This window comes from Ruegeria sp. BF7, assembly GCF_056538605.1.
Genome location: NZ_JBQFTM010000003.1, coordinates 121393 through 147121, shown reverse-complemented (window position 1 = coordinate 147121; position 25729 = coordinate 121393). Strand labels below are relative to the sequence as shown.

Here is a 25729-nt window from a genome sequence, read left to right as displayed (position 1 = left end):
TGATCTCAGCAACGGGATGTGAGCGTCATAACTTGACCCTGTGCATTCCCCGGCGCGGCTGGTCCTGATCATCCGCCGGGGCGTCCTCAGCGCGGGCAGAGGTCAACGCAAGGAACACGTCCTCAAGGTCTGCTTCCTCGGTACGGACGTCGCGGATACGGATATTTGCGGTGCGAACGGATTGCAGCACCTGCTCGGCGCTGGTCTGGGCGCTGCGGTATTGCAGCACCAGACTGCCATCATCACGCAGGGTGGCTTCGACGCCCTCGGTTACGGGCAGATCGGTGATCGGGCTGTCCGGGGCGATCACCATGGTGCGGCTGTCCATGCGGCCCAGCAGGTTGGCAGTGCTGTCCTGTGCGATCTTTTCGCCATGGTTGATGATTGCGATCTCGTCACACATCTCCTGCGCTTCCTCCAGATAATGGGTGGTCAGGATGATGGTCATGCCCTGTTCGTTCAGCTTGCGCACATTGGTCCAGAGCATCTGACGCAACTCGATATCCACGCCCGCCGTGGGTTCGTCCAGCACAAGGATCCGCGGGTGATGCACCAGCGCCTTGGCTAGCAGCAATCGCCGTCGCATGCCCCCGGACAGGGTCCGGGCATAAGCCTCGGCCTTGTCGCTGAGGCCGACCAGTGCGAGAATCTCATCGCTGCGGCGCTGAGCCTTGGGAACGCCATACAGGCCAGCCTGAACCTCTAACGCGCCACGAGGAGTGAAGAACGGGTCAAGGTTCAGCTCTTGTGGCATGACGCCGATTGCAGCGCGGGACTGGCGCGGGTTCTGATCCTGATCGAAACCCCAGATTGACACCTTGCCCGCAGATTTCACCACCAGCCCGGCCAGAATATTGATCAGAGTCGACTTCCCGGCCCCGTTCGGCCCCAGCAGGCCAAACACCGAGCCACGCGGAACGGTCAGGTCAATGCCTTTCAGCGCGTGTTTCTCGGGCTGGCCTTTGCCGCCCCGATAGGTCTTGCGCAGCCCGTCGATCCTGATTGCCGCATCACGCATGTGACCCTTGCCCCCGGTTTGCTCATCGCTCATAAACGCACCTATTACATGCCCGCGAGGCCGACAACCGAAGAAGGATCGCAAGCCGTGACAATCGAAGCGCCGGAAACAAAGATCGTCGAAACCGCCCGTGTTGCCTGTGATGGCGGCGAAGGCGCATTGGGCCATCCGCGCGTCTGGTTGCAGATCCCCGAGGATACCGGCTGGGTCGAGTGCCCCTATTGCGATTGCAAATACGTGCTGGCTGGGACCGAGGCCGAAGTCTGATACAGTGACATGTTGCCTGCTGGATTGTGATCCGTCAAAGCCCGCAGGTGTTTTGTGATTCAGGACAGCGCGGAGGCTGGATGCTCTTTTCACTGCAGCTCTTGCAGCTATCCGATCAGGACCTTCTGGCAAAAGGCGGCCACAGAAACGTGTATGCCTGCCCGGGCCAGCCAGAGCTTTTGATCAAGGTGACACGGCCGCGCACGCGCCCGAATCGTTCCTTCTCCAAGCGGTTGATACGGCGCATCCTGCCGGATTCGGCCTTTCGAAACGCGCTGAAAGAGCTTGAATGCGAAATGAAGGCGGCACTTAAAAGCGGTGGTGATATCGCCCATCTGCCCTTGGCGCGGTCTTTTGGCGTGGTGCAGACGGATGTCGGGCCGGGGGTTGTGGTTGAACGGATACAATCCGAGGACGGGGAACTTGCGCATCACCTGTTGTGGATGAGCAAGCATCACTTGCTGAACGACGAGACCCTGGCCGACCTCAACAGTTTTGTGCAGAAGCTGTTCGAGTTTCAGATCGTGGGCCGGGACATTCACGAACAGAACATTGTCTACGGTGTTCGCAACGGGGCCCGGATGTTCCTCCTGATCGACGGGTACGGAGAGCGCAACCTCATCCCGCTGCGATCGCTGAGCCGCCGGTTGAACGACCGTTCGCTGAACAAGCAGATGCAACAGATCGCCGAGCGCACCGATTTGCATTGGGACAAGACGCTGCAGGTATTCAGCAAGGCCTGAACTGCGCGCGCCCCGAGACTGCGCGGCGCCGAGCGTAAGATCCGAAAGGCGCAAGTGCCCCGAACCGTTTCATAGACGGATGACGGGGCTTGGGTTAGAGTTTTACGACTATTTTTTGACAGTCAAGTTGGAGTTTATTGAGATGAGGCGTTTTTTGAGCGCAGCGTTTTGCGTGTTATTTTCGACAACAGCCTATTCGCAACAGATTGTGCAACCAACCGGGCCAGCCATCACTGATACCGGGTGCCTGGTCAAAGGTCTAAACCCGAATGGAGACGGATTTCTGGCACTGAGGACCGGGCCAGGTACGTCATACCAACAGATCGGTAGCCTCAGGAATGGTGACGCGGCCTATGTTCGTGCCTGCGACGGGAAATGGTGTTACGTTGAAAACGGTGCGATCAACAACGTCGAATCTCAATTTCGGGGCTGGATACATACCGGGTGGTGCGAGTTCTATCCCTGAGCCCGGATCAAGGCCGACTGAGGCCTGACCCGCAAGATCTCCTACTGGTATCCGCCTGCGTTCCATGGCAGGACGGACATACCTAAAAGACAGGAGCACGGGCATGAGTGGGTTTGGAAAAGGCTGTCACCTGCATCTTATCGACGGATCGGCCTTTATTTTCAGAGCTTATCATGCGCTGCCGCCTCTGACGCGGAAATCCGACGGGTTGCCGATCGGAGCCGTGTCCGGGTTCTGTAACATGCTGCAGAAATATGTCGAAGGGAATGCGGGGCCGGATGCGCCGACCCATGTGGCGGTGATCTTTGACAAAGGCTCGCACACGTTCCGAAATGATCTCTATGACCTCTACAAGGCAAACCGCGAGGCGATGCCCGAGGACCTGCGCCCGCAGATGCCGCTGACCCGCGAGGCGACGCGCGCCTTCAACATCGCCTGCAAAGAGCTTGAGGGCTATGAGGCCGACGACATTATCGCCACTCTGGCCGTGCAGGCGCGTGAGGCGGGGGGCCGGGTGACCATTGTCAGTTCCGACAAGGATTTGATGCAGCTGGTCGGCGATGGCGTGGAAATGCTGGACGCGATGAAGAACAAGCGCATTGACCGGGACGGCGTGTTCGAGAAATTCGGTGTCGGGCCGGAACGGGTGGTCGACGTGCAGGCCCTGGCCGGGGACTCGGTCGACAATGTGCCAGGGGCTCCGGGGATCGGAGTCAAGACGGCGGCCCTGCTGATCAACGAGTATGGCGACTTGGAAACGCTGCTGGATCGCGCCGAAGAGATCAAGCAACCCAAGCGGCGCCAGACCCTGATCGAAAAACGCGACCAGATCGAGCTGTCGAAGAAGCTGGTGCAGTTGGATGAGCAGACGCCGCTGGATTTCACCCTGGACGATCTGGAGGTAAAAGACCCCGAGCCAGACACCCTGCTGGGTTTTCTGGCCGAGATGGAGTTCCGCACCCTGACCAAGCGCATCGCTGACAAGCTTGGGGCCGAGGCTCCGGTGATTGCTGATGCACCCGCCCCTGTTGCCGAGGTCGAAGAGGCCGAAGCGCTGCCATTCGATGCGTCGAAATACGAATGTGTCCGCGATGCTGGCGCGCTGCAGAAATGGATCGATCAGACCTATGAGCGCGGCTGGGTGGCCGTGGACACTGAAACCACTGGCCTGAACGAGATGATCGCCGATCTGGTGGGGATTTCGTTGTGTGTTGAGGCCGGGGAAGCCTGTTACATCCCGCTGACCCACCGCGATGGAGCGGTGGATGACCTGTTCGGCTCGGATGCGCTGGCCGAGGGGCAGATGCCGCTGGATGAGGCTCTAACCTTGCTGAAACCGATGCTTGAGGACCCGTCGATCCTGAAGATCGGGCAGAACATGAAATACGATGCCAAGATCTTTAAGCGATATGGCGTTGATGTGGCCCCGATCGATGACACGATGCTGATGTCCTACGCCATGCATGGCGGTGAGCACGGGCACGGCATGGATACGTTGTCCGAACGTTATCTGAGCCACACGCCGATCCCGATCAAACCGCTGCTGGGCTCGGGCAAGTCGGCCATCACCTTTGACAAGGTGCCGATTGATGAGGCGACCGCATATGCCGCCGAAGATGCGGATATCACCCTGCGCCTGTGGAAACTGTTCAAGCCGCAACTTCATCAGGTGCAGGTGACGACGGTGTATGAAACACTTGAACGCCCCTTGGTGCCGGTTCTGGCCGAGATGGAGATGCACGGCATCAAAGTCGACCGCGATGTACTCAACCGGATGTCGAACGCCTTTGCGCAGAAAATGGCCGGATTAGAGGTTGAAATTCACGAACTGGCCGGTGAGAGTTTCAACGTCGGCTCGCCTGCACAGCTGGGTGAGATCCTTTTCGACAAGATGGGGCTGGAGGGCGGCAAGAAGGGCAAGACCGGGAAATACTCGACCGGCGCGGATATTCTGGAAGATCTCGCGACCGAGCACGAGTTGCCGCGCCGGGTGTTGGATTGGCGGCAGCTGTCCAAACTGAAATCGACCTACACCGACGCTCTGCAGACCCATATCAACCCGGATACGGGCCGGGTGCATACGTCTTATTCGATTACGGGGGCGAACACGGGGCGTCTGGCCTCGACCGATCCGAACCTGCAGAACATTCCGGTGCGCACCGAAGAGGGCCGCCGCATTCGCGAGGCCTTCATTGCCGAGCCGGGTAATGTGCTGGTCAGTCTCGACTACAGCCAGATCGAGCTGCGTATTCTGGCGCATATCGCCGATATTCCGGCGCTGAAACAGGCTTTTGCGGATGGACTGGACATTCACGCAATGACCGCGTCCGAGATGTTCGATGTGCCGCTGGACGAGATGACGCCGGATATCCGGCGTCAGGCCAAGGCAATCAATTTTGGCGTGATCTACGGCATCTCGGGCTTCGGTCTGGCGCGCAACCTGCGTATTCCACGGGCCGAGGCACAAGGCTTCATCGACCGATATTTCGAACGCTTCCCAGGCATCCGGAAATACATGGATGACACTGTCGCCTTCGCCAAAGAGCATGGCTATGTGCAGACCCTGTTCGGGCGGAAAATCCACACGCCCGAGATCAATGCCAAGGGGCCCCATGCTGGCTTCTCGCGCCGGGCGGCTATCAATGCTCCGATCCAGGGCACAGCGGCGGACGTGATCCGGCGCGCGATGGTGCGGATGCCGGACGCGATCAACGGGCTTCCGGCGAAGATGCTGCTGCAGGTGCATGACGAATTGCTGTTCGAAGTGGCCGAAGGCGCGGTGGATCAGGTGATTGACGTAGCGCGCGACGTCATGGAAGGCGCGTCTGATCCCGCGGTGAAGCTAGATGTGAAGCTGAGCGTCGATGCCGGGAAGGGCGCGAACTGGGCTGAGGCGCACTAGGGGGCGCTGCTCATCAGGCCCGACGGGCCCTCTTCGCAGCGGGTCAGTCCTGTGGACTGACCATGCGGTTCACCAGCCGTTGTACTGAAGGGCCAAACAGCAGGATGACGGTGAAGGCGATGGGCCAGCTGAAGGCCCAGGACGCCATCCAGTCGCTGACGGTGTTGGGGCCAAGTCCAATGGCTTTCACGGTCGCGATGCCGGTCACGATGCAGGACATCAGGCCGGACATGATCAGGCTGAACAAGGCGCGGGAATAGCGGGCAGAAATCATTTAGGACATCCTGAGGGTCGTGATGTTCCTGATGTGCTGTATTTTCCGTCAAAAGGCCAGAGCTAGACCTGCATCCAGCCAAGACTGTCGGGGGTTCGGGGTGTTGAGGGTGTGTATTCGGCACTTACCCAGCCGGAATAGCCCGCGGCATCCATAGCGGTAAACAGACGGCCAAAATCCGTTGGCCCGCGCCCCGGTTCACATCGGTCCGGGGCAGCTCCGATCTGGGCATGGACGACCCGAGGGTGAAAGCGATCCCAAATCGCCTGCGCATCGCCGTGGATCATATGGGCGTGGAAACTGTCAAATTGCAGCCCGACATTCGGGCGGTTTACGGAGTCCAGCACCTGCGCTGCCAGATCGTAGTCGTTCAGGAAATAGCCGGGCTGCGTCACCGGATTCAGTGGCTCGATCGAGAATTGCTGCTGCGGGGCGAAATCGGCGGCCCATTGCAGGTTGCGCACGAAGCTTTCCTGCGCATCCGGCCCGGATGCATAGCCCGCCATGATGTGGATCAGCCCCGGCTTCAGCGCATCGGCATAGCGCAGCACGCGGCGGATATCAGACTGGAACCGCGCCTCGCCGCCCGGAACGGCGGCATAGCCGGGCTCGCCGCCAGTGTAGTTGGGCGGCGGGGCATTGATCAGCACCAGTTCGAGCCCATTGGCCAGCAGGGCGCGGCGGGTTTCCTTGGCGGCCAGTTCGTAGGGAAACAGGATTTCGACCGCATTGAACCCGGCCTCGGCTGCCGCCTGAAAGCGCTCAAGATAGGGAAGCTCGGCAAAGAGCAGGGAAATATTGGCGGCAAATCTGGGCATGGGCGGTCTCGGGTTGTTGCTGTCCAGAACTTAGCCGGGGGGTGATTTGGGCGAAAGAGGATCAAAAACGACAGATTGTCGAAAATCGACCAGAACGCCCAGCGCAAATCAGAGACGTTCCGAATTATACGGCGAATCATTTCAACGACGCCGTGCCAATAGAAGGTAAGAACCCCATGGCAATGAGTCCTGACCCCGTGCGCGGGAACACTCTCCCTGTGTCTGCTGGAGGCAATTCCGTTCTGTCCGGCAATGGTTTGGCCGTTGCCTCGATGTTGACATGGGCAGCAGGGTTCCCGGCGGCAGAGGTGCTGCTGCAGAGCTGGCCTCCGATCGCGTTGTTTGCCGCACGGCTGGCGCTGGCGGTGGCGGTCATGCTGCCGATCTGGTTCATTATCGACGGGTCGGACCGTGTCTTGCGGGCGCGCTGGGGACATGCGTTATTTGTTGGCGGAATGCTGGGCGCGGGCATGTTCCTGATCATTCTGGCGCAAAAGATGACCGATCCGGTGACCGTGGCCATCATTGCCTCGTGCGCGCCGCTGTTTGCGACGCTCATCGAGCTGGCGACGGGAACACGGCGGTTGAAGTGGAGCTTTGCCTTCGGCGTGATCGTTTCGATTGTTGGCGGTCTGATCGCTACCAGTGCAGTGGCACCGGCGCAATTGGGGTTAGGAGCGGCCTGTGCCATCGTGTCCACCGGGTTGTTCTGTTGGGCCTGTATGGCGACCGCGCGGGACTTTCCCGAACTCAGTCAGACAGGGCGCAGCACCATTACCTTTGCGGGTGGACTGGTGGTTGCGTTGCTGCTGTTTTTCGGGGCCGGTCAATTGGGGCTGGAGGTCATGCCGAGCGCTCCGATTGACGTCCAGCAGATCGGTATGTTGGGGATCTACGCGCTCGTGGCGATGGGCGTGAGCCAGGTTCTGTTCATCTCATCGGTCGGACGGTTGGGGGTGGCGCTGGCCTCGTTCCATATCAACATCGCGCCGTTTTACGTGATGGTGATCATGCTGGTGCTGGGCGAAGATTGGAACTGGACCCGCGCGCTGGGCGCCGGGATCGTTGCGGTGGCGGTTGTGCTGGCGCAGGATCGCAAGGTTGCAAACCCCGCTTAATCCGGCAGGTCATCGGACTTGATGAGGGGATAAAACTGCCCGCCGGACCGCACGCCGAACCAATCGCCACTGTGTTCGGCGATGTCCACGAGACGATAGAAACTCTTGCGGTCGATCCGCGCCTCCAGGTTTGCGCGAACCAATATGTAGGGTGAAGGCTCATCTGTTTCAGGGTCGATGACAATACGGATTGGATGATCCGGTCCGGCCACCGCCGTGTCACCGACATGGGTGGAAAAGCGCAGGTTTTGGGCCTCACCTTCGCCCTCGATGTCGAAATCAACGGCCACAAAGGGGGCATCCTCGACCGTGATTCCCACCTTTTCAACCGGAGTCACCAGATAGTATTTCCCATCTTCTTTCTTAAGAATTGAAGAAAAAAGCTTCACAAGCTCGAACCGGTTGATGGGCGAGCCTAGATAACTCCAAGTACCATCTTTTGCGATCCGGATGTCCAGATCGCCGCAAAACGGAGGATTCCACAGGTGAACGGGGGGCAATCCCCTAGTTTTGGCCGCTTTGACTGATGCGGCAAGGCCATCAGGTGAAGGTGTCACAGGTTTTTGTCCGCTCATTGCTTTTGCCATTTCCTCTCAGCGCGATACACTTCAATCATAATAGTCCACGGAAGGGAAAGTCATGACCGAACCTGCCGACCTCGTGTCCGAGATCGAAGCGCTGGAAAACAAGTTGCAAGAGGCCAAGTCCTCGATCACCCGACGCTTTATCGGGCAGGAAAGGGTCGTGGATCTGACCCTGGCCGCATTACTTTGTGGTGGTCACGCTTTGTTGATCGGTCTGCCGGGTCTGGGCAAGACGCGGCTGGTCGAAACCCTGTCAACTGTGATGGGGCTGCACGGAAATCGCATTCAGTTCACGCCCGACCTGATGCCTGCCGATATTCTGGGGTCCGAGGTTTTGGACACCGCCGAAGACGGCAGTCGCCATTTCCGGTTCATCTCCGGCCCGATCTTCTGTCAACTGCTGATGGCGGACGAGATCAACCGTGCCAGCCCCCGTACCCAGTCGGCGCTTCTGCAGGCGATGCAGGAACGCACCGTGACCGTAGCGGGTGAAGATCGCTCGCTGGGTGAACCTTTCCACGTGCTGGCCACGCAGAACCCGATCGAACAGGAGGGCACCTATCCGCTGCCCGAGGCGCAGCTGGACCGGTTTCTGGTGCAAATCGATGTGGACTACCCGGATCGCCAGACCGAACGCGATATCCTGTTGGCGACCACGGGCGTCGAAGAGGAAGAAGCGCACGAGATTTTCACCAAAGAGGAACTGTTGGCCGCACAGGTGTTGTTGCGCCGGATGCCGGTGGGAGAGTCGGTTGTGGAGCTGATCCTTGATCTGGTCCGCGCCTTCCGCCCCGAAGAGGCGGGCGCGTCCGAACGTGTGGCCGAGACTGTTGCCTGGGGCCCTGGCCCCCGTGCGGCGCAGGCGCTGATGATGACGGTGCGAGCGCGGGCAATGTTGCAGGGGCGACTGGCCCCGAATGCCGAGGATGTGCTGGACATGGCGCGTCCGGTGCTCAGCCACCGGATGGCGCTCAACTTCGCGGCGCGCGCGCGCGGTGACAGCCTGGCCGATCTGATCGATTCTACCGCTACCGGGCTGATCCGCACCGAGGCCGCGGCGTGAATGCCGCGCTGACCCTTCGCGAAAGATCCGAGGCCGAGGCGTCCCGGCTGCCGCCCCTGTTGGCGCGGGCTGAACATCTGGCCGGAACGGTGTTGCTGGGCGACCACGGGCGTAGACGTTCGGGGCTTGGTGATGATTTCTGGCAATACCGCCCGGCACAGATCGGTGACAGCCGCCGGATGATCGATCACAGGCGTTCGGCCCGCGGGGATCAGCAATTTGTGCGCGAACGGGAATGGCAGATTGCGCAATCAGTGATGCTGTGGGTCGATCAGGGCGCGTCGATGCGGTTTGCCTCTGATAAGTCACTGCCCACCAAGGCTGACCGCGCGCGGCTACTGGGCCTGTCCACGGCCATCCTGCTGGTGCGTGGCGGCGAGCGGGTCGGCCTGACCGGCACCACCCTGCCGCCCCGGCGCGGCAATGCGCAGGTCATCCGACTGGCGCAGGCCTGGTCCGAGGATTCCGACACCGACTATACCCCACCCGAACACCGCGCCATGATCCCGCATGCCCGCGCCGTGTTCATATCCGATTTCCTCGGCCCCTTGGATGAAGTCGAACTGGCCCTGACCAAAGCCGCCGACCGGGGTGTCCGGGGCGTGCTGCTGCAGGTTCTCGATCCGGGCGAAGAGACCTTTCCCTATCGTGGCCGGACGATCTTTGAAAGCGTTGGCGGTTCGGTTCGGCATGAAACCCTCAAGGCCGGAGACCTGCGCGTCCGCTATCTGGAGCGCCTCGCCAAACGCAAGGATGCGCTGACGCAGCTATGCCGCGCAACCGGTTGGCAGCTGGGACTGCACCATACCGGCGACAGCGCGCAAGCGGCATTGTTGTGGCTCTATCGGGCCTTGGACGGGGGCACGCGATGACGGTTCTGGCGGGCATCGGCTTTACCGCCCCATGGGTGCTGTTGGGTTTACTGACCCTGCCGATCCTGTGGCTGATCCTGCGCGCCGTGCCGCCCGCACCGATCCGCCGCCTTTTCCCGGCGGTGACGCTGCTGCTGGGGCTTAAGGATGACGAAAGCGTTTCGGACCGCACCCCGTGGTGGCTGATGCTGCTGCGGATGCTGGCGGCGGCGGCGATCATCATCGGGCTGGCCGGACCGGTCCTGAACCCCTCGCGGGATGAAACCGGGACGGGGCCTTTGCTGCTGGTGCTGGACGCCAGCTGGGCGGGGGCAACGCGGTGGTCGTCAACGCTGGATCAGGTTGACGTGCAACTGACCGAGGCCGGGCGGTCGGGGCGTACCGTAGCCATCCTGCGCCTGACCGAACCCGAAACGCCGGTGTTTCAGGCGGCTGAGGCATGGCGCGGGCGTCTGCCGGGCCTGACACCGACCCCGTGGCAACCCACCGAAACACAGATCGATCAGGCTCTGGCCGTGCTGGATCAGCTGGACGTAGGGTTTGATACCCATTGGTTCAGCGACCGTGTGGCTTATGAGGGCCACGGCCGGATTTTGGCGGCGTTGCAGGAGCGGGGCGCGGTGACCGTGTATCAATCCGCAGCACCGGTGGTTGCGATATTGCCTGCCGCTTATCAGGATGGAGTGATTCAACTGACCGCACAACGTGCGGCGCCGGGGCCGGCCGACCGTATTACCGTTCTGGCGCAGGGCCGTGATCCGGCGGGTGCGATGCGTGTTCTGCAGTCGGCCGAGATGGAATTCCCCGGCGGAGAAACACTGGCGCGGGTGGATCTGGCCCTGCCATCCGAACTGCGTGCCCGGATCACCCGGTTCGAGATCCAAGGCCAGCGTTCGGCCGGAGCGGTGACGCTGACTGATGACAGCTTGCGTCGGCGCGAGGTCGCCCTGATCGCCGGAGCCCTGAACCGCGAGGGGCTGGAGCTTCTCTCGCCATTGCATTACCTGACGCAGGTTCTGAAACCCACGGCGGATTTCGTCGAAGGCGGGTTGCTCGAGGTGCTGCCCGCCAACCCGGATGTGATCGTTCTGGCCGATGTGGCGAAACTGTCCGATGGTGAACAGGCCGCCCTGGTCGAATGGGTGGAACAGGGCGGGTTGCTGCTGCGCTTTGCCGGGCCGCGCATGGCCGCCAGCGATATGGGCCGAGACGCCGAGGATACCTTGCTGCCTGTCCGCCTGCGCAGCGGTGGCCGCTCGGTCGGCGGCGCGATGAGTTGGGGCGAGGCCAAGGGGCTGGCACCTTTCCCGGAAAACTCGCCTTTCTACGGTTTGCAGGTGCCCGACGATGTCACGGTCACCACGCAGGTCATGGCACAACCAGACCCTAATCTGGCGGATCGTGTCATTGCGTCGCTGTCGGACGGCACGCCTCTGGTCACACGCAAGGCGCTGGGTCTGGGTCAGGTGGTGCTGTTCCACGTGACCGCAGATGCGGAATGGTCCAGCCTGCCGCTGTCTGGCCTGTTCGTTGAAATGTTGGATCGTCTGGCCGTGGCTTCGGCGGCCAAATCCCGGCAGGAGGCCCAACTGCAGGGCACCACGTGGGAGCCGATACAAGTCATGGACGGGTTCGGCACCTTGTCGGATGCAGGTAACCTTGCCGGGGTGGAAGGGACCGAATTGCTCGCGGGCGCAATCGGCCCGGATTTGCAGCCCGGCTTGTACGAAAGCGGCAAACAGAAGCTGGCGTTGAATGTCCTGTCAGAGGATGCGGTGCTGAACCCGCTGACCTGGCCCTCGGATGTGCCGATCAAGGGGCAGGAGGTGACCAATGAGACACCCATCGGGGGTATGCTGCTTAGCCTTGCGCTGCTGCTGCTGACCGTGGACGTGATTGCCTCGCTGGCCTTGTCGGGCCGCCTTGGTCTGGCCAAAGCGGCGGCTGTTGCTCTGGGAGCGGTACTTCTGGTGCCCGAGGCGCAGGCGCAGACGCCGGAAGAGACCGAGTTTGCCCTGAACGCTACGCAGGAACTGGTGCTGGCCCATGTGCGGACGGGCAATGCGCAGGTCGACGACGTGGCACGCGCAGGGATGCGAGGCCTGTCGCAAACGCTTTTCTATCGTACTTCGGTGGAGCCAATCGAACCCATCGGGGTCGATCTGGAACGCGATGAGCTGGCGTTTTTCCCGCTGCTTTACTGGCCGATTACACCGGACCAGCCGCAGCCCTCTGTCGAGGCCTATGCCAAACTCAATGCCTATCTGCGCTCGGGCGGTATGATTCTGTTCGACACGCGGGATGCGGATGTGGCGCGGTTCGGCGCCGCCAGCCCCAATGGGCGCAAGCTGCAACAACTGGCCGGACCGTTGAATATTCCTTCTCTAGAACCCATCCCGCGCGACCATGTGCTAACCCGCGCATTCTATCTGCTGCAAGATTTTCCGGGACGTTATGCAGGCACCGACGTGTGGGTCGAAGCTGCGCCGATGGGTGCGGAACAGATCGAAGGGATGCCCTTCCGCAACCTCAATGACAACGTGACCCCGGTGGTGATCGGCGGCAACGACTGGGCCTCGGCCTGGGCGGTGGACCGCAACGGGCAGGCTCTGCTGCCGGTGGGGCGCGGCTATGCTGGCGAGCGTCAGCGCGAGCTGGCCAATCGCTTTGGCGTCAATCTGGTGATGCATGTGCTGACCGGGAACTACAAATCCGATCAGGTCCACGTGCCTGCGCTTTTGGACAGGTTGGGACAATGACCGGAACCGTCATATTCGATCCGCTGATCCCTTGGCCAGTTCTGGTCACCGTTGCCGCGATTGCGATCGCTGGCGTTCTGTTGGCACTGTGGCGCGGCCTGTCCGGCTGGGCCTTGCGCGGGCTGGCGGCGTTGATTGTTATCGCAGCGCTGGCGGGGCCGGTTTATCAGGTCGAAGACCGCGCACCGCTGACCGACATCGTGCTGATGATCGAGGATGAAAGCGCCAGCCAGACGCTCTCGGACCGGGCCGAGCAGACGGCGCAGGCAGCCGAGGATCTGGCTGCCGAGATCGACTCCCGCGACAACACCGAATTGCGCCGGATCAAGTTGGGTGACGGCAACGGCGACGAAGGTACGCAGGTCATGGCCGCGCTGAACGAGGCGCTGGCCGAGGAGCCGCGCGCCCGGATCGCGGGTATTCTGGTGGTGTCAGACGGCATCGTGCATGACGTCGATCAGGCGCCTGAGTTGCCCGCGCCGCTGCACTTGCTGCAAACCGGGCGCGACAGCGACTGGGACCGCCGCCTGATCGTTCGCAACGCACCTGCCTTTGCCATCATCGGCGAACCTGTGACCCTGACCCTGCGTGTCGAGGACAGCGGGGCCGCGCCTGCGGGTGCAGTGACCGCGCCGCTTGAGCTGTCGGTCGACGGGGCCGAGCCCGAGCAGTTGAATATCCCCATCGGCATTGATGTCGAACTGCCCATCACGCTGCCCCATGGCGGCCGCAACGTCATCCAGTTCACCGTGCCGCAGGCCGAGGGGGAACTGACCGACCGCAACAACACCGCGCTGATCCAGATGAACGGCGTGCGCGACCGGCTGCGGGTGCTGCTGGTCTCGGGTGAGCCGCATCCCGGCGGGCGAACATGGCGCAACCTGCTGAAATCCGACAGCTCCGTCGATCTGGTGCATTTCACCATCCTGCGCCCGCCCGAGAAACAGGACGGTGTGCCGGTGGACGAACTCTCGCTGATCGCCTTCCCGACGCGTGAGCTGTTTCTGGAAAAGATCAACGATTTCGACCTGATCATCTTTGACCGCTACAAGCGCCGCGGCATCCTGCCTGCGATCTACCTGGACAATGTCACAAACTATATCAACGAAGGCGGCGCGGTGCTGATTGCCGCCGGGCCGGATTTCGCCAGCGCTGACAGTATCTTCCGCTCACCTCTGGCGCCCATCCTGCCGGCGCAGCCCACGGCGCGGGTGATCGAGGAACGCTTTGTGCCCATGGTCACTGATCTGGGGCACCGCCATCCGGTGACAACCAATCTGGGCGATTCCGAGGATTGGGGCGCATGGCTGCGTCAGATCGACGTGAACCACCGGACCGGTGAGCTGTTGATGACCGGCGTGGACGAACGCCCCTTGCTGGTGTTGGACCGTGTGGGCGAAGGGCGCGTAGCGCTGCTGGCTTCGGACCATGCCTGGCTATGGAGCCGGGGGTTCGAAGGTGGCGGGCCGCAGTTGGAATTGCTGCGTCGTCTGGCCCACTGGATGATGAAAGAGCCCGAGCTGGAGGAAGAAGCCCTGTGGGCCGAGGCCAATGGTCAGGTCATGCGCATCATCCGCCAGACGTTGGAAGACGAGGTCGGGCCAGTGACCATCACTCGCCCCAACGGTGAAACGCTTGAGGTCATACTGGACGAAGTGTCTCCGGGCCGGTTCGAGGCGCTATATTATGGGCCCGAGATAGGCCTTTACCGTCTGCAGGAGGGCGAACAGATGGCGGTAATCGGGTTGGGCCCCGCCGCGCCGAAGGAATTTGAACGCACCATTGCCACTGCAGAGATACTGGAGCCCGTGCTGGATGAGCTGCGCGGCGGTGCGATGCGGTTGGAGGACGGGTTGCCCGCGATCCGCAATGCGCGCGCCGGGCGTCCGGCCTCGGGTCGCGGTTGGATCGGCCTGACCCCGCGCAACGCCTATGAGACGCGTGACGTCACGCAGGCCGGGCTGCTGCCGCCGTGGCTGGTCCTGGTCCTGGCCGGAGGGTTCCTGCTGGCTGGCTGGCTGCGCGAGGGGCGGCGCTGATTACTCAAACACCACGCTGATTGTGGGGTTGCCGGGCAATCCGGTATAGGTGGCCGATGCCCCGCCCTTGCCCTTTGCCGGGGGCACAAGCGGCCCGAAAGACCCGACCGATATAAGATCTCCGGGCTGAAACTCGATACCTTTCGACATCAGCCACAGAGCGGCATTCGCCGGATGGCCCAGAACTGCTGCGCCGGAGGCTTGTGCCAGAACCTCTCCATCCGCAGCGCTGAGCGTGACGGCCATGTCCGCCAGCGCCTGCGTCATCGCTGCAGGGTCAGAAACCGGGATTTCAGACCCTACCACGCCCAGTTTTGGCGCAACCGCGATGGCGGTCAGGGTCACCGGGGTGATCGGTTCGCCCTCGGCCAGCGTCAGGTCAGGCAGCTCGATGAAGGGGCGGATCGCCGAGATGTTCTGCATGACCTCGGCGGGTGTGGTGGCCTGATTGATGCCCGCGTCCCCGACGACCAGAATCAGATCGGCCTCGAACACCGGACGGGCGCCCCATGTGATCGGTACCGTTGCCCCGTCCTCCAGCATCATATCGCGGAACAGGACGCCCTGAACCGGTTCGGCGGCGCCGAACCGTTCTTGTGCCGGGGCGCTGGTCAGGCCTGCCTTGTAGCCGATGACTGGACCCATATGTGGCTCTAACGCGGACACAAGTTTGATCTGGGTGCACAGCGCGTCCTCCATACTGCCACCGACGGACAGGGCAGACGTGGGCGTATTGGCCAGATAGTCCTGCACATACTGATCCACCTGAGCATCCGTGGCGCAATTACCCGCTGCTGACGATGCAAAACAGGTAAGTGCGCAAGCTGCTGCAGTAGAAAGAACAAAACGCATAGGAACCTCCGGTTTTCAAAACTCTGACATGGCGCGCGCGGATCGGGCAACTGCTTAAACACTTTTTCACGCTCTGCCCGGATGCTGGTCGCGCAATGGTCCGGGATCACCAAAGATGAGTCTTGCAAACAAACTGGCACAGGAACGGCGCGCGCGATTGGCGGCCGAACGTCTGCTGGCGATGAAACAGGCCGAGCTTTCGGCAGCCAATCGCCAACTGGGCCTGCACGCAATGGCGCTGACCAAACGCATCGACGAAACCCAGGCCGAGGTTGAAACTGTCCGGGATGAGAATGAAAAGGTCAAATCCGACCTGACAGAAGCCAACGCCAAGATCGAGGTAGCCGAGCGCCGCCTGTGGCATTCGATGCAGACCATTCAGGACGGTTTTGCCTTCTTTGACCATGAAAACCGCCTGATCGGGGCCAACGCGACATACTTCAGCCTGTTTGACGGGCTGGATGAAGTGGAGCCGGGGATATCCTATGGGCGCATTCTTGAGATACTGACCGATGAAGGGTTGATCGACACCGGCGCTGAGACGGCGGCGGATTGGCAGGCCAGAATGCTGGACCGTTGGGCGCAGCCGCAACCGGATTCGGTGGTGGTCAAGCTGTGGAATGGTGAGTATTTCAAGATGATCGACCAGCGCGGCAACGGCGGCGATGTGGTCAGCCTGGGCCTGAACATCACCGCCTCGGTCCGGCACGAGGCTGAACTGAACGCCGCGCGCAAACGGGCCGAGGCCGCAAACCGGGCCAAATCCGCCTTTCTGGCCAATATGAGCCACGAAATCAGAACGCCGATGAACGGCATTGTCGGAATGACCGAGCTGATGTCGGAAACCCCGCTGGACGAGGAGCAGCGCCAGTATCTCAACACCATCCGCAACTCGGGCGAGGCGCTGCTGGTGATCATCAACGACGTGCTGGATTACTCGAAGATCGAGGCAGATAAGCTGATCCTGCACCCCGAGCAGTTCGATTTCGAACGCTGCATTCTTGAAGTCGTGATGCTGTTGCAACCCAGCGTGCGCGACAAGGGGATGTCGCTGCTGGTCGACTATGACCTGTTCTTGCCGACCCTGTTTGTGGGCGATCCAGGCCGCGTTCGGCAGGTGCTGACCAATCTGGTGGGCAACGCGGTCAAGTTCACCTCCGAGGGGCACGTGTTGATCCGTGTGACCGGGGTGCCGAATGCAGACATGAATACCTGCGATATCCACGTGGCGATCGAAGATACCGGTATCGGTATCGAGGCCGACAAGATCGGGCACATCTTTGGTGAATTCAATCAGGTCGAAGACGCGAAAAACCGCGAATTTGAGGGCACCGGGCTGGGGCTGGCCATCACCAAACGTCTGGTCGCGCTGATGGGGGGCACGGTCTGGGTCGAAAGCGACCCGGGGCAGGGATCGTGTTTCGGCTTCCGTATCTCCTTGCCCACAGTCGAGGGGCCTCAGCCCACACCACCCGACCTTGCGGGCCGTTTGCGCCATGTGATCGTGGTCGAGGATCTGGCGGTGAACCGGGCCATTCTGTCAAAGCAGCTGGGGCGGTTGGGGTCGCGGGTCACCGTCTGCGCTTCAGGCAGTGAAGCGCTGGCCGCCGTCGATGGCAGTGTGGATCTGCTGCTGTGCGATCACGATCTGCCGGATATGGACGGGCTGGAACTGGCGGCCACGCTCAAGGACAGGGGCTGGGGCGATTTGCCGGTGGTGGTGATGTCGGCCAATCCGGGGGTCATCCACGCAAACCCGGCGCGCCATTTGATCGAGGGGGTGTTGCAGAAACCCATCCCCCGGGCCGAACTGTATTCGCGCCTGGCCATGCTGGGACGGGCCTCTGCTTTGCCGGACTTGGGGCCGGAGGTACCTAAGACCCCGCCTGCGCAGCCCGGCGAACGTCAACGGCAGATGCGCGTGCTGGCGGCAGAGGACAACCGGACCAATCAGCTGATCTTGCAAAAGATGGTCAAGGATCTGAACATCAACCTGCAATTCGCGGGCAACGGGGTCGAGGCGTTGGACAGGCATCAGGATTTCGATCCGGACCTGATATTCATGGATATCTCGATGCCCAGGATGGATGGCAAACAGGCCACGGCAGAAATCCGGCGGCGTGAGATCGCAACAGGGCGGCATGTGCCGATAGTGGCTCTGACCGCTCATGCCATGGCCGGGGATGATCAGGGTATCCTGGCGGCGGGGCTGGATCATTATCTGACCAAACCGTTGCAGAAACTGAAAATCCATCGGATGATCCTGGATCATCAGCCCGAGGAAGCCTTACCCATCATTGCCGAAGACGCAACGGCCAGCTAGCCTGATGCCATGTCAGACCGTGGATTTCACCCCCGTGCTTTGGGCGAGATTGCCATTCGTTGCGCGGATATGGGCGCAATGGTTGAGTTTTATGAAAACGTGATCGGGTTGGAACGCCTGACCGGTGACCACAACAGCGCCATCACCTTTTTTCGCATCGCCGAAGGGTTTGACGGGCACACGCAAGTGCTGGCCCTATTCCATCACATGGCCGCCCCGCGGCCCGGGCTGCACCCCACCGGTGCAGACAAGCCCACGACCGGTGCCGGATCGTCGCTGCATCACATCGCGCTCTCCCTGCCTTTCGATGAGCAAGCGGCTGTGATGCGCTGGTATGACAAGATCGGCCAGCCTTACCGCGTCGAACAGTTTGGCTGGATCGGATGGCGCGGCATTTTCACTGAAGACCCCGAGGGCAATACGGTCGAATTGGTCGCCTTTGACCCGTCGATGCTGGATCAGGCCTGATAGGGGCGTACGAAGACGGGTTTGTCGTCTTCCGACAGCTCGGGGCGGTATTCATATCCTCCGGTGTCGAAATCCAGCAGGCTCTTGGGATCGGTCAGGCGGTGTTGGATGATGTGGCGCGCCATGGCACCGCGCGCCTTCTTGGCAAAGAAGCTGACGATCTTGGGGGTGCCTGCCTTGTCTTCCATGAAGACCGGCGTGATCACCCGCAGTTTCAGTGCCTTCGCATCGACCGCGCCGAAATACTCCTGACTGGCGCAGTTCACCAGAACATCCGAGTTGACCACGGCCCCTTGCGCGTTCAGCGCCTTGCTCAGTTGATCGCGCCAGTATTCGTACAGGTTCTTGCCGCGCCGGGTTTTCAGCCTGCTGCCCATTTCAAGCCGATACGCCTGTATCGCGTCCAGCGGGCGCAGTACGCCGTATAGGCCGGACAGAATACGAAGGTGATCCTGTGCCCAGGCCATTTCATCCGCGTCCAGTGACGCCGCTTCCAACCCCTGATAGGTATCGCCCGCAAAGGCCAGCGCGGCGGGACGGGTCACATACGCTTCAGGGGTATCGGAAAAAGCGCGGTACCGGTCGCGGTTCAGGCGCGCCAAATCATCGCTCAGGTCCATCAGTTTCTTCAGATCAGCCAGCGTCAGGTTGCGGGCGGTTTTGGACAGCCGGATCGCGTCGTCCTGAAAGTCGGGCTGCGTGACCTCGACGTCCTGCTCTGCCCAGTCCAGCCGTTTGGCCGGGGAAATCACTACCAGCATATCCGCCCTCGTTTCTTGCCTGTCCCGCGGTATCTAGCTCGCCTGTTGCAACACGTCCAGAAACGCGGCGCCAAACCTTTCGTGACGGCGGTCGCCCAGAACCTGTTCCAACCCGCGTGGATCGTCGGGCCGCAACTGCGCGACCTTGGCCAGTTGCGAAGCCGAGCAGGTCAGCGGTTTGTCGATCCCGTCGGGGCCGCGCGACAGTTGCGATTGAACCTCAAGCAGCCGGTCGTAAATCTCGCCCTGATCGCGCCCGGCCAGCTTGCGGCGGGCGGGGTGCACGGCCTCGACGGCACCGGCGACCACTTCAAGGAAGGTATCGCCATAGCGTTCCAGCTTTTTCGCGCCGACGCCACCGATGCGGGCCATATCATCCAGCGTTACGGGCCGGTTTTCTGCCATTTCGATCAGGGTGCGGTCAGGGAAAATGACATAGGCCGGCACGCGCGCGCTTTCTGCCAACGCGCGGCGTTTGGCCTTGAGCGCGCTCAGCAGCGGCGCGTCTTCTTCGGACACCATCATTTTAACGGCAGGTCGGCGGGTGGCCTTTCGGATTGTGTCCTTGCGCAGGTTGATCTGGGCTTCGCCTTTCAGGATCGGCTTGGCGGCCTCGGTCATGCGCAGGGCACCGTGGCGTTCGGGGTCCGGGCGCACCAGATCGTGACCCATCATCTGCCGGAAGATCGCCTGCCATTGCGGGCGCGACCAGTCCTTGCCGATGCCCCAGGTGGACAGGCTGTCATGACGGCGCGCGCGGATCTTGTCGGTTTCATTACCCGACAGAATGTCGATCAGATGGCCTGCGCCGAACCATTCCTCGGTCCGCAGGATCGCGGACAGGGCCATGCGGACCGGGGTGGTGCCGTCGAACACTTCAGGAGGGGTGTCACACAGATCGCATTTTCCGCAGGGTTCGGCCTGTTCACCGAAATAGCCCAACAGAGTCTGACGGCGGCATTCCAACGCCTCAGCCAATCCCAGCAGAGCGTTCAGCCTTGCGTGGTCGGCCATGCGGCGTTCGGGCGGGGCGAGCCCCTCGTCGATTTGCGACCGGCGCAGGCGGATGTCATCGGGGCCGAACAGGGTGAGGGTTTCGGCGGGTCCGCCGTCGCGCCCAGCACGGCCGATTTCCTGATAGTAAGCCTCGATGGATTTGGGCAGGTCCGCGTGGGCAACCCAACGGATATCGGGTTTGTCGATGCCCATGCCGAACGCCACAGTGGCTACGACGATCAACCCGTCCTCGCGAGCGAAACGGGCCTCAACGATACGGCGGTCTTCGGGATCCATCCCACCGTGATAGTGACATGTCACGTGGCCTTCGGCGCGCAGGGCCTGGGCCAGCACCTCGGTCTTGTTGCGGGTGCCGCAATAGACGATGCCCGATTGCCCTTTGCGGGCGGCGGCGAAGTCGAGAATCTGCTTGCGTGGACCATCCTTTGCGGCAAAGGCCAGATGGATGTTTGGCCGGTCGAATCCGCGCAGAAACTTGCGTGGCGCGGTGCCGTCGAACAGCTTTTCGACGATCTCATCCTGCGTTTCCGCATCCGCCGTGGCAGTGAAGGCGGCCAGAGGCACGTTCAGCGCCCGCCGCAACTCTCCGATGCGCAGATAATCGGGGCGGAAATCGTGGCCCCATTGGCTGACGCAATGGGCCTCGTCCACAGCAATAAGGCTGACATTGATCCGACGCAGCATCCCCAAGGCTGACCCGGCGGCCAGACGTTCGGGGGCCATGTAGAGGAGTTTCAGCCGCCCGGCCTCCAACGCCTCCCACACCGCATCGGTCTCTTCGGGAGTATTGCCCGAGGTCAGCGCCCCGGCCTCAACGCCAGCTTCCTGCAACCCTCGCACCTGATCGCGCATCAAGGCGATCAGCGGTGAGATCACTACGGTCACCCCGTCGCGCAACAGGGCAGGTAACTGATAACACAGGGATTTACCACCGCCGGTCGGCATGATCGCCAGCACGTTTTCGCCTGCGGTCACGGCGTCGACAATCTCTTCCTGACCGGGGCGGAAGTCGTCGAATCCAAAGACATCTCGCAGCATAGGCGCGGCGTCGAACATGTGCGGGGTGGCCCTGTTTTAAGGTTTATCTGCTCTTAAGACAGGACAATCACACACTAAGATTCGGTGAACAAGAGGGTTCGCGTCAGCTCAGCGCCATAAACAGTTCCGGCAGGACGTAGCTGCGAAGCGAAATGATGATGACCAGAACGACCAGAGGTGTCAGGTCGATGCCGCCGAGATCGGGCATGACTCGGCGAATTGGGCGATAGATAGGCTCAAGGATGCGGTTCAAACCATACCAGATCTGAGCAACGAACTGCTGGTGCAGATTCAGAACCTGAAAGTTGATCAGCCAGCTCATAATCACCTGAATTAAGACGAACCAATAGGCGATGCTCAATATCAAGTCGATGGGGCCGAAAATAGCCATCATGTCCGAATACTCCAGTTACGTTTGACGAGACCTAAGCGCCCCCGCCTTAAAGAGCAAGCCCGCGCCAACAGAACGCTTGCGAAACGGGACAAAGGCCCGTCTTATGAACCCAACAATAATCAGGGGCGGTTATGGCAGAGATTTCCAAGCGCAAGCGCATTTGGGGCTGGTGGTTTTTTGACTGGGCAAGTCAGCCCTACCACACCCTTCTGGTCACATTTGTCTTTGGTCCCTATTTCGCCGGGGTTGCGGCGGGGTATTTCTCGGGCACAGGGCTAGAGCCGCAGGCTGCAGCGGCGCGGGCGCAGACGGTTTGGGCCAACTGCCTGACGATCACCGGGCTGATCATCGCTTTCGGGGCGCCTTTGCTGGGCGCGATGGCGGATGTGTCGGGGCGGCGCATCCCGTGGATATTCGCCTTTTCGGTGATGTATGCGGTCGGCTCGGCCGCCCTGTGGTTCACGATGCCCGATGGATCAAACATGTGGCTGATGCTGTCGGCCTTTGGGTTGGGCTTTGTGGGCGCGGAATATGCGCTGATCTTCATCAACTCGCAACTGCCCGATCTGGGTGATGACAACGAGGTCGGCGAGATCTCGGGCTCGGGCTTTGCCTTTGGTTATTTCGGCGGGTTGATCTCGCTGGCGATCATGCTGGCCCTTTTTGTCGAACAGCCCAACGGCAAGACACTGATCGGGATGAACCCGATGTTCGGGCTGGATGCCGCCTTGCAAGAGGGCACTCGGTTCGTCGGTCCTTTCACTGCCGGTTGGTTCGCCTTGTTCATGGTGCCGTATTTCCTGTGGGTGCGCGACGACCCGGACAGCAATAAGATGGGCAGCTTTGGTGAGGCGTTACGCCTGCTTGGCAAATCCATCTCGGACCTGCGCCATCGGGTCAGTCTGGCGACCTATTTGGGCTCGTCCATGTTCTATCGCGATGCGCTGAACGGACTTTACAGCTTTGGCGGCGTTTATGCGCGGCTGGTTCTGGAATGGGGCCTGATCAAGATCGGTGTGTTCGGGATCGTCAGCGTTCTGGCCTCGGCCATCTTTGCCTGGATTGGCGGCAAGATGGATAAGAAATACGGCCCTAAACCGGTCATTCTTGTGGCAATCTGGGTGTTGATCTTCGTCTGCATCACCGTCGTGTCGATGGATCGGACACAGATTTACGGCATTGCGCTGCCCGAAGGATCGGGCCTGCCGGATATGGTGTTTTTCGGCTGTGGGGTGCTGATCGGCGGTATGGGCGGTATTCTGCAATCGGCCAGCCGCTCCCTGATGGTGCGTCATACCGATCCGAAGGCCCCGGTCGAGAGCTTTGGCCTGTATGGCTTGTCGGGCCGCGCCACCGCCTTTGCCGCGCCCTTGCTGATCGGGATTGCCACAACTGCCACCGGCAGTGCACGCTTGGGGGTGTCACCGATCATTCTGTTGTTTATTCTGGGTTTATTCCTGATGCGCTGGGTCAAGCCGGAAGGGGATCAGAGCAGATGATATTACTACGTTTTTTGGCGATATTCGCCGCGATCACTTGGGCAGGAATGGCGGGGGCGCAACCCTTGGCCAAGCAATTGTTCGGGGCGCAAAAACAAAGTTCACAGCAAAAACCGGCCGCGTTCGGCAGTTATTCGCGCGGATGTGCCGCCGGGTCAGTGCAACTGCCCGAAACCGGGCCGACATGGCAGGCCATGCGCCTGTCGCGCAACCGCAACTGGGGGCACCCGCAAGCGATCGATTATGTGCAGGACCTGAGTAAGTTCGCAGCCCGGCAACCGGGGTGGAATGGTCTCTATGTCGGGGATATCAGCCAGCCACGCGGCGGGCCGATGACATCCGGCCACCGTTCTCATCAATTGGGATTGGACATCGATATCTGGATGCTGCCCGGCGACAACATGCGGCTTTCTCGCAAGGCGCGCGAGAACATCTCGTCGATTTCCCTGCGCCGCGCCAACGGGGCTTTTGTGAACGGTAACTGGACAAAGCAGCACCATGCCGTGCTGCGCGAAGCCGCCCAGGACAAGCGCGTGGCGCGGATTTTCGTATTTCCCGGTGCCAAAGTGCAGATGTGCAAAGATGAGAAAGGCAATCGAGCCTATCTGCGCAAGATCCGCCCATGGTGGGGGCATCACTACCACTTCCATGTGCGCTTGAAATGCCCCAAGGGTTCGCGCGGCTGTGTCAACCAGGACCCGCCGCCCAAGGGAGATGGCTGCGCGCAGGCCCAGGAATGGGTGAACAATATCCTCAACCCGCCGCCGCCTGATCCGAACGCTCCGCCGCCCAAGAAACGCCGGGAATATGTTCTGGCTGATTTGCCCCAGCAATGTGCAGCCGTCTTGCAATCCAACTGATTGCGGTTCTGCTGGCCGGTTCGGTCTGGGCGGTCGAGGTCAAAACGGCCACGCACCTGAACAGCTTTGCCTGGCGGCACACTGCGGACTGGTTCGGCGGGTTTTCGGCGGTCCATATTTCCGATGACGGACACCGCATGATCGCTCTTAGTGACCGGGCTACGTTGGTGTCTGCTCGGATCAAGCGTGACGCTGGCCAAATCATGGATGTCGAGATTCTGGGTCATTGGCCAGTTCTTTCCAGCAAGGGTCGACGCATGACTGGCACCGCCGGAGATTCCGAGGGATTCGCCATTGCGCCGGATGGTGGTTTCTACATCTCGTTTGAAGGCATTCATCGCGTTGCCTACTATCCTGCGCCCGGAACCAAAGCACAGGTTCTGCCGATACCAAGGGACTTTAGGGCTTTACAACCTAATGGATCGTTCGAAGCGCTGGCGATTGACACCAATGGGCAGCTTTACACCCTGACCGAAAAGAGCCGTACAGTTCGTGGCGATATCCCCGTCTATCGTTGGGATGGCCGCGGATGGTCTTTGCCATTTGTGCTGCCGCCGCGTGGTAAGTTCCTGCCTGTCGCCGCTGATTTCGGACCAGGTGGCAGGCTCTATGTTCTGGAACGTGCCGTGTCTGCGATTGGGTTTCGATCGCGCCTCAGACGATGGCAGATCACCGAGGATATGCTTCAAGCCGAAGAAATCCTGTTCGAAACCGGGACCGGAGCGCATGACAACCTCGAGGGGCTTTCGATCTGGCGGGATGATCAGGGGCGGCTGCGCGCCACGATGATCTCGGATGACAACTTTCTGGCCCTGCAACGGACAGAACTGGTGGAATACCTGCTGCCCGATTGACTCGAGGCGGACAAAGGTCTAAACGCACGGCTTGCTTCGGGATGAGCCCGAAGCCAAGTCGCCGCTACCTTGTTAAAACGGGCATCTGTACATGCAACGCAGCTTTATTCCCGGCATCATTGCCATGGCCTCTATCGTTGTGGCCTCGAACATCCTGGTCCAGTTCCTGATCTTTGACGGGCTGCTGACATGGGGTGCCTTTACATATCCGCTGGCCTTCCTCGTCACAGACATCATGAACCGCGTCTACGGCGTGGCCACCGCCCGTAAGGTGGTGTTCGCCGGGTTCATCACTGGCGTCATCTGCTCGTTGATCGGCAGCCAGATCATGCTGCAGGGAGACGGGTTTACCTATGCCGCGGTACCGCAGCGGATTGCCGTGGCCTCGGGTACTGCTTTCCTGATCGCACAGCTGACCGATGTAACCGTGTTCAACGCGATGCGCGGCGGTCGCTGGTGGCGCGCGCCGCTGGTCTCGACCCTGATCGGCTCGGCGCTGGACACCGCGCTGTTTTTCACCATCGCGTTTTCGGCCTCGGTCACGGTCTTCGGCGCCAATGCAGACGCCGCGATCAACTGGGCGTGGGAGCCCGTGCCCTTCATGCTGTCCGGCCCGATGGCGCCGCTTTGGGTGACGCTGGCATTCGCTGACTGGCTGGTGAAATTGTCGCTGGCGCTGATCGCGCTGATCCCGTTCAAAGTTATCGTTGCGCGGTTGAGCGCTCAGCCTGCATAAAAAA

23 protein-coding genes are annotated in these 25729 nt (G+C 61.1%); 15 read left to right on the top strand and 8 right to left on the bottom strand.

Going from position 1 to position 25729, the window contains the following annotated elements; translation table 11 throughout:
* Positions 1 to 25: 25 nt before the first annotated feature.
* The gene (locus ACR0IK_RS09215) at positions 26 to 1018 is read right to left on the bottom strand and encodes an ABC transporter ATP-binding protein (protein ID WP_480592566.1); all 993 of its coding nucleotides are present in this window, start codon (positions 1016 to 1018) and stop codon (positions 26 to 28) included.
* 87 nt (positions 1019 to 1105) lie between these two features.
* Between ACR0IK_RS09215 and ACR0IK_RS09210 the strand changes: the two genes are divergently transcribed.
* The 4 genes from ACR0IK_RS09210 to polA all read left to right on the top strand — a co-directional run bounded on the left by ACR0IK_RS09210 (position 1106) and on the right by polA (position 5396).
* Positions 1106 to 1285 carry a zinc-finger domain-containing protein gene (locus ACR0IK_RS09210; RefSeq protein WP_480592295.1) on the top strand — a complete coding sequence of 60 codons (180 nt, stop codon included), beginning with the start codon at positions 1106 to 1108 and terminating at the stop codon, positions 1283 to 1285.
* Positions 1286 to 1365: 80 nt separating this feature from the next.
* Positions 1366 to 2028: a YrbL family protein gene (locus ACR0IK_RS09205; protein WP_480592297.1), complete on the top strand. Its 663-nt coding sequence runs from the start codon at positions 1366 to 1368 to the stop codon at positions 2026 to 2028.
* 79 nt (positions 2029 to 2107) lie between these two features.
* Positions 2108 to 2494, top strand: a complete 387-nt coding sequence (locus ACR0IK_RS09200; RefSeq protein WP_480641253.1) for an SH3 domain-containing protein — start codon at positions 2108 to 2110, stop codon at positions 2492 to 2494.
* A 103-nt stretch (positions 2495 to 2597) separates the two neighbouring features.
* Positions 2598 to 5396 carry a DNA polymerase I gene (polA, locus tag ACR0IK_RS09195; RefSeq protein ID WP_480641252.1) on the top strand — a complete coding sequence of 933 codons (2799 nt, stop codon included), beginning with the start codon at positions 2598 to 2600 and terminating at the stop codon, positions 5394 to 5396.
* A gap of 43 nt (positions 5397 to 5439) precedes the next feature.
* Here the strand turns inward: polA and ACR0IK_RS09190 are convergent, their stop codons facing one another.
* Together ACR0IK_RS09190 and ACR0IK_RS09185 are read right to left on the bottom strand one after the other, a co-directional pair.
* Positions 5440 to 5670, bottom strand: coding sequence for a DUF2798 domain-containing protein (locus tag ACR0IK_RS09190; RefSeq protein ID WP_480641251.1), 231 nt, complete (start codon positions 5668 to 5670; stop codon positions 5440 to 5442).
* Positions 5671 to 5732: 62 nt separating this feature from the next.
* On the bottom strand, positions 5733 to 6488 hold the full coding sequence (locus ACR0IK_RS09185; protein WP_480641250.1) for a hydroxypyruvate isomerase family protein: 756 nt from the start codon (positions 6486 to 6488) through the stop codon (positions 5733 to 5735).
* Positions 6489 to 6664: 176 nt separating this feature from the next.
* Between ACR0IK_RS09185 and ACR0IK_RS09180 the strand changes: the two genes are divergently transcribed.
* Positions 6665 to 7606 (top strand): DMT family transporter, encoded by a 942-nt coding sequence (locus tag ACR0IK_RS09180; protein ID WP_480641249.1) that lies wholly within the window; start codon positions 6665 to 6667, stop codon positions 7604 to 7606.
* Here ACR0IK_RS09180 and ACR0IK_RS09175 read toward each other — a convergent pair.
* Positions 7603 to 8181 carry a DUF1285 domain-containing protein gene (locus ACR0IK_RS09175; protein WP_480592310.1) on the bottom strand — a complete coding sequence of 193 codons (579 nt, stop codon included), beginning with the start codon at positions 8179 to 8181 and terminating at the stop codon, positions 7603 to 7605. The genes ACR0IK_RS09180 and ACR0IK_RS09175 overlap by 4 nt on opposite strands.
* Positions 8182 to 8245: 64 nt before the next feature.
* Between ACR0IK_RS09175 and ACR0IK_RS09170 the strand changes: the two genes are divergently transcribed.
* From ACR0IK_RS09170 to ACR0IK_RS09155, 4 genes are read left to right on the top strand one after another with little or no spacing between them, the layout of a single operon-like run.
* Positions 8246 to 9253, top strand: a complete 1008-nt coding sequence (locus ACR0IK_RS09170; protein WP_480641247.1) for an AAA family ATPase — start codon at positions 8246 to 8248, stop codon at positions 9251 to 9253.
* Complete coding sequence (locus tag ACR0IK_RS09165) at positions 9250 to 10125, top strand: DUF58 domain-containing protein (protein WP_480641246.1); 876 nt, start codon at positions 9250 to 9252, stop codon at positions 10123 to 10125. The genes ACR0IK_RS09170 and ACR0IK_RS09165 overlap by 4 nt, the downstream gene beginning before the upstream one ends.
* A complete protein-coding gene (locus ACR0IK_RS09160; protein WP_480641245.1) occupies positions 10122 to 12884 on the top strand; it encodes a DUF4159 domain-containing protein in 2763 nt (920 codons plus the stop codon). Before ACR0IK_RS09165 ends, ACR0IK_RS09160 begins: the two co-directional genes overlap by 4 nt.
* Positions 12881 to 14923 carry a hypothetical protein gene (locus tag ACR0IK_RS09155; protein ID WP_480641244.1) on the top strand — a complete coding sequence of 681 codons (2043 nt, stop codon included), beginning with the start codon at positions 12881 to 12883 and terminating at the stop codon, positions 14921 to 14923. The genes ACR0IK_RS09160 and ACR0IK_RS09155 overlap by 4 nt, the downstream gene beginning before the upstream one ends.
* Here ACR0IK_RS09155 and ACR0IK_RS09150 read toward each other — a convergent pair whose 3' ends face one another.
* Positions 14924 to 15775, bottom strand: coding sequence for a 2-keto-4-pentenoate hydratase (locus ACR0IK_RS09150; RefSeq protein ID WP_480641243.1), 852 nt, complete (start codon positions 15773 to 15775; stop codon positions 14924 to 14926).
* Between the two features lie 115 nt (positions 15776 to 15890).
* Between ACR0IK_RS09150 and ACR0IK_RS09145 the strand changes: the two genes are divergently transcribed.
* Together ACR0IK_RS09145 and ACR0IK_RS09140 are read left to right on the top strand one after the other, a co-directional pair.
* Positions 15891 to 18098 (top strand): response regulator, encoded by a 2208-nt coding sequence (locus ACR0IK_RS09145; protein WP_480641242.1) that lies wholly within the window; start codon positions 15891 to 15893, stop codon positions 18096 to 18098.
* Positions 18099 to 18107: 9 nt separating this feature from the next.
* Positions 18108 to 18566 (top strand): VOC family protein, encoded by a 459-nt coding sequence (locus tag ACR0IK_RS09140; RefSeq protein ID WP_480641241.1) that lies wholly within the window; start codon positions 18108 to 18110, stop codon positions 18564 to 18566.
* Here ACR0IK_RS09140 and yaaA read toward each other — a convergent pair.
* The 3 genes from yaaA to ACR0IK_RS09125 form a co-directional block, all read right to left on the bottom strand.
* A complete protein-coding gene (gene yaaA / locus ACR0IK_RS09135) occupies positions 18557 to 19327 on the bottom strand; it encodes a peroxide stress protein YaaA (RefSeq protein ID WP_480641240.1) in 771 nt (256 codons plus the stop codon). The genes ACR0IK_RS09140 and yaaA overlap by 10 nt on opposite strands.
* Positions 19328 to 19360: 33 nt before the next feature.
* The gene (gene recQ, locus ACR0IK_RS09130) at positions 19361 to 21400 is read right to left on the bottom strand and encodes a DNA helicase RecQ (RefSeq protein ID WP_480641239.1); all 2040 of its coding nucleotides are present in this window, start codon (positions 21398 to 21400) and stop codon (positions 19361 to 19363) included.
* An 85-nt stretch (positions 21401 to 21485) separates the two neighbouring features.
* Complete coding sequence (locus ACR0IK_RS09125; protein ID WP_480641237.1) at positions 21486 to 21776, bottom strand: YggT family protein; 291 nt, start codon at positions 21774 to 21776, stop codon at positions 21486 to 21488.
* Positions 21777 to 21907: 131 nt separating this feature from the next.
* Between ACR0IK_RS09125 and ACR0IK_RS09120 the strand changes: the two genes are divergently transcribed.
* From ACR0IK_RS09120 to ACR0IK_RS09105, 4 genes are all read left to right on the top strand, one after another.
* Positions 21908 to 23275 carry an MFS transporter gene (locus ACR0IK_RS09120; protein WP_480641236.1) on the top strand — a complete coding sequence of 456 codons (1368 nt, stop codon included), beginning with the start codon at positions 21908 to 21910 and terminating at the stop codon, positions 23273 to 23275.
* Positions 23272 to 24135: a penicillin-insensitive murein endopeptidase gene (gene mepA / locus ACR0IK_RS09115; RefSeq protein WP_480592332.1), complete on the top strand. Its 864-nt coding sequence runs from the start codon at positions 23272 to 23274 to the stop codon at positions 24133 to 24135. The genes ACR0IK_RS09120 and mepA overlap by 4 nt, the downstream gene beginning before the upstream one ends.
* Complete coding sequence (locus ACR0IK_RS09110) at positions 24108 to 24989, top strand: esterase-like activity of phytase family protein (protein ID WP_480641235.1); 882 nt, start codon at positions 24108 to 24110, stop codon at positions 24987 to 24989. The genes mepA and ACR0IK_RS09110 overlap by 28 nt, the downstream gene beginning before the upstream one ends.
* Positions 24990 to 25080: 91 nt before the next feature.
* Positions 25081 to 25725, top strand: coding sequence for a queuosine precursor transporter (locus tag ACR0IK_RS09105; RefSeq protein ID WP_480641234.1), 645 nt, complete (start codon positions 25081 to 25083; stop codon positions 25723 to 25725).
* The last annotated feature ends 4 nt before the right edge of the window (positions 25726 to 25729 follow it).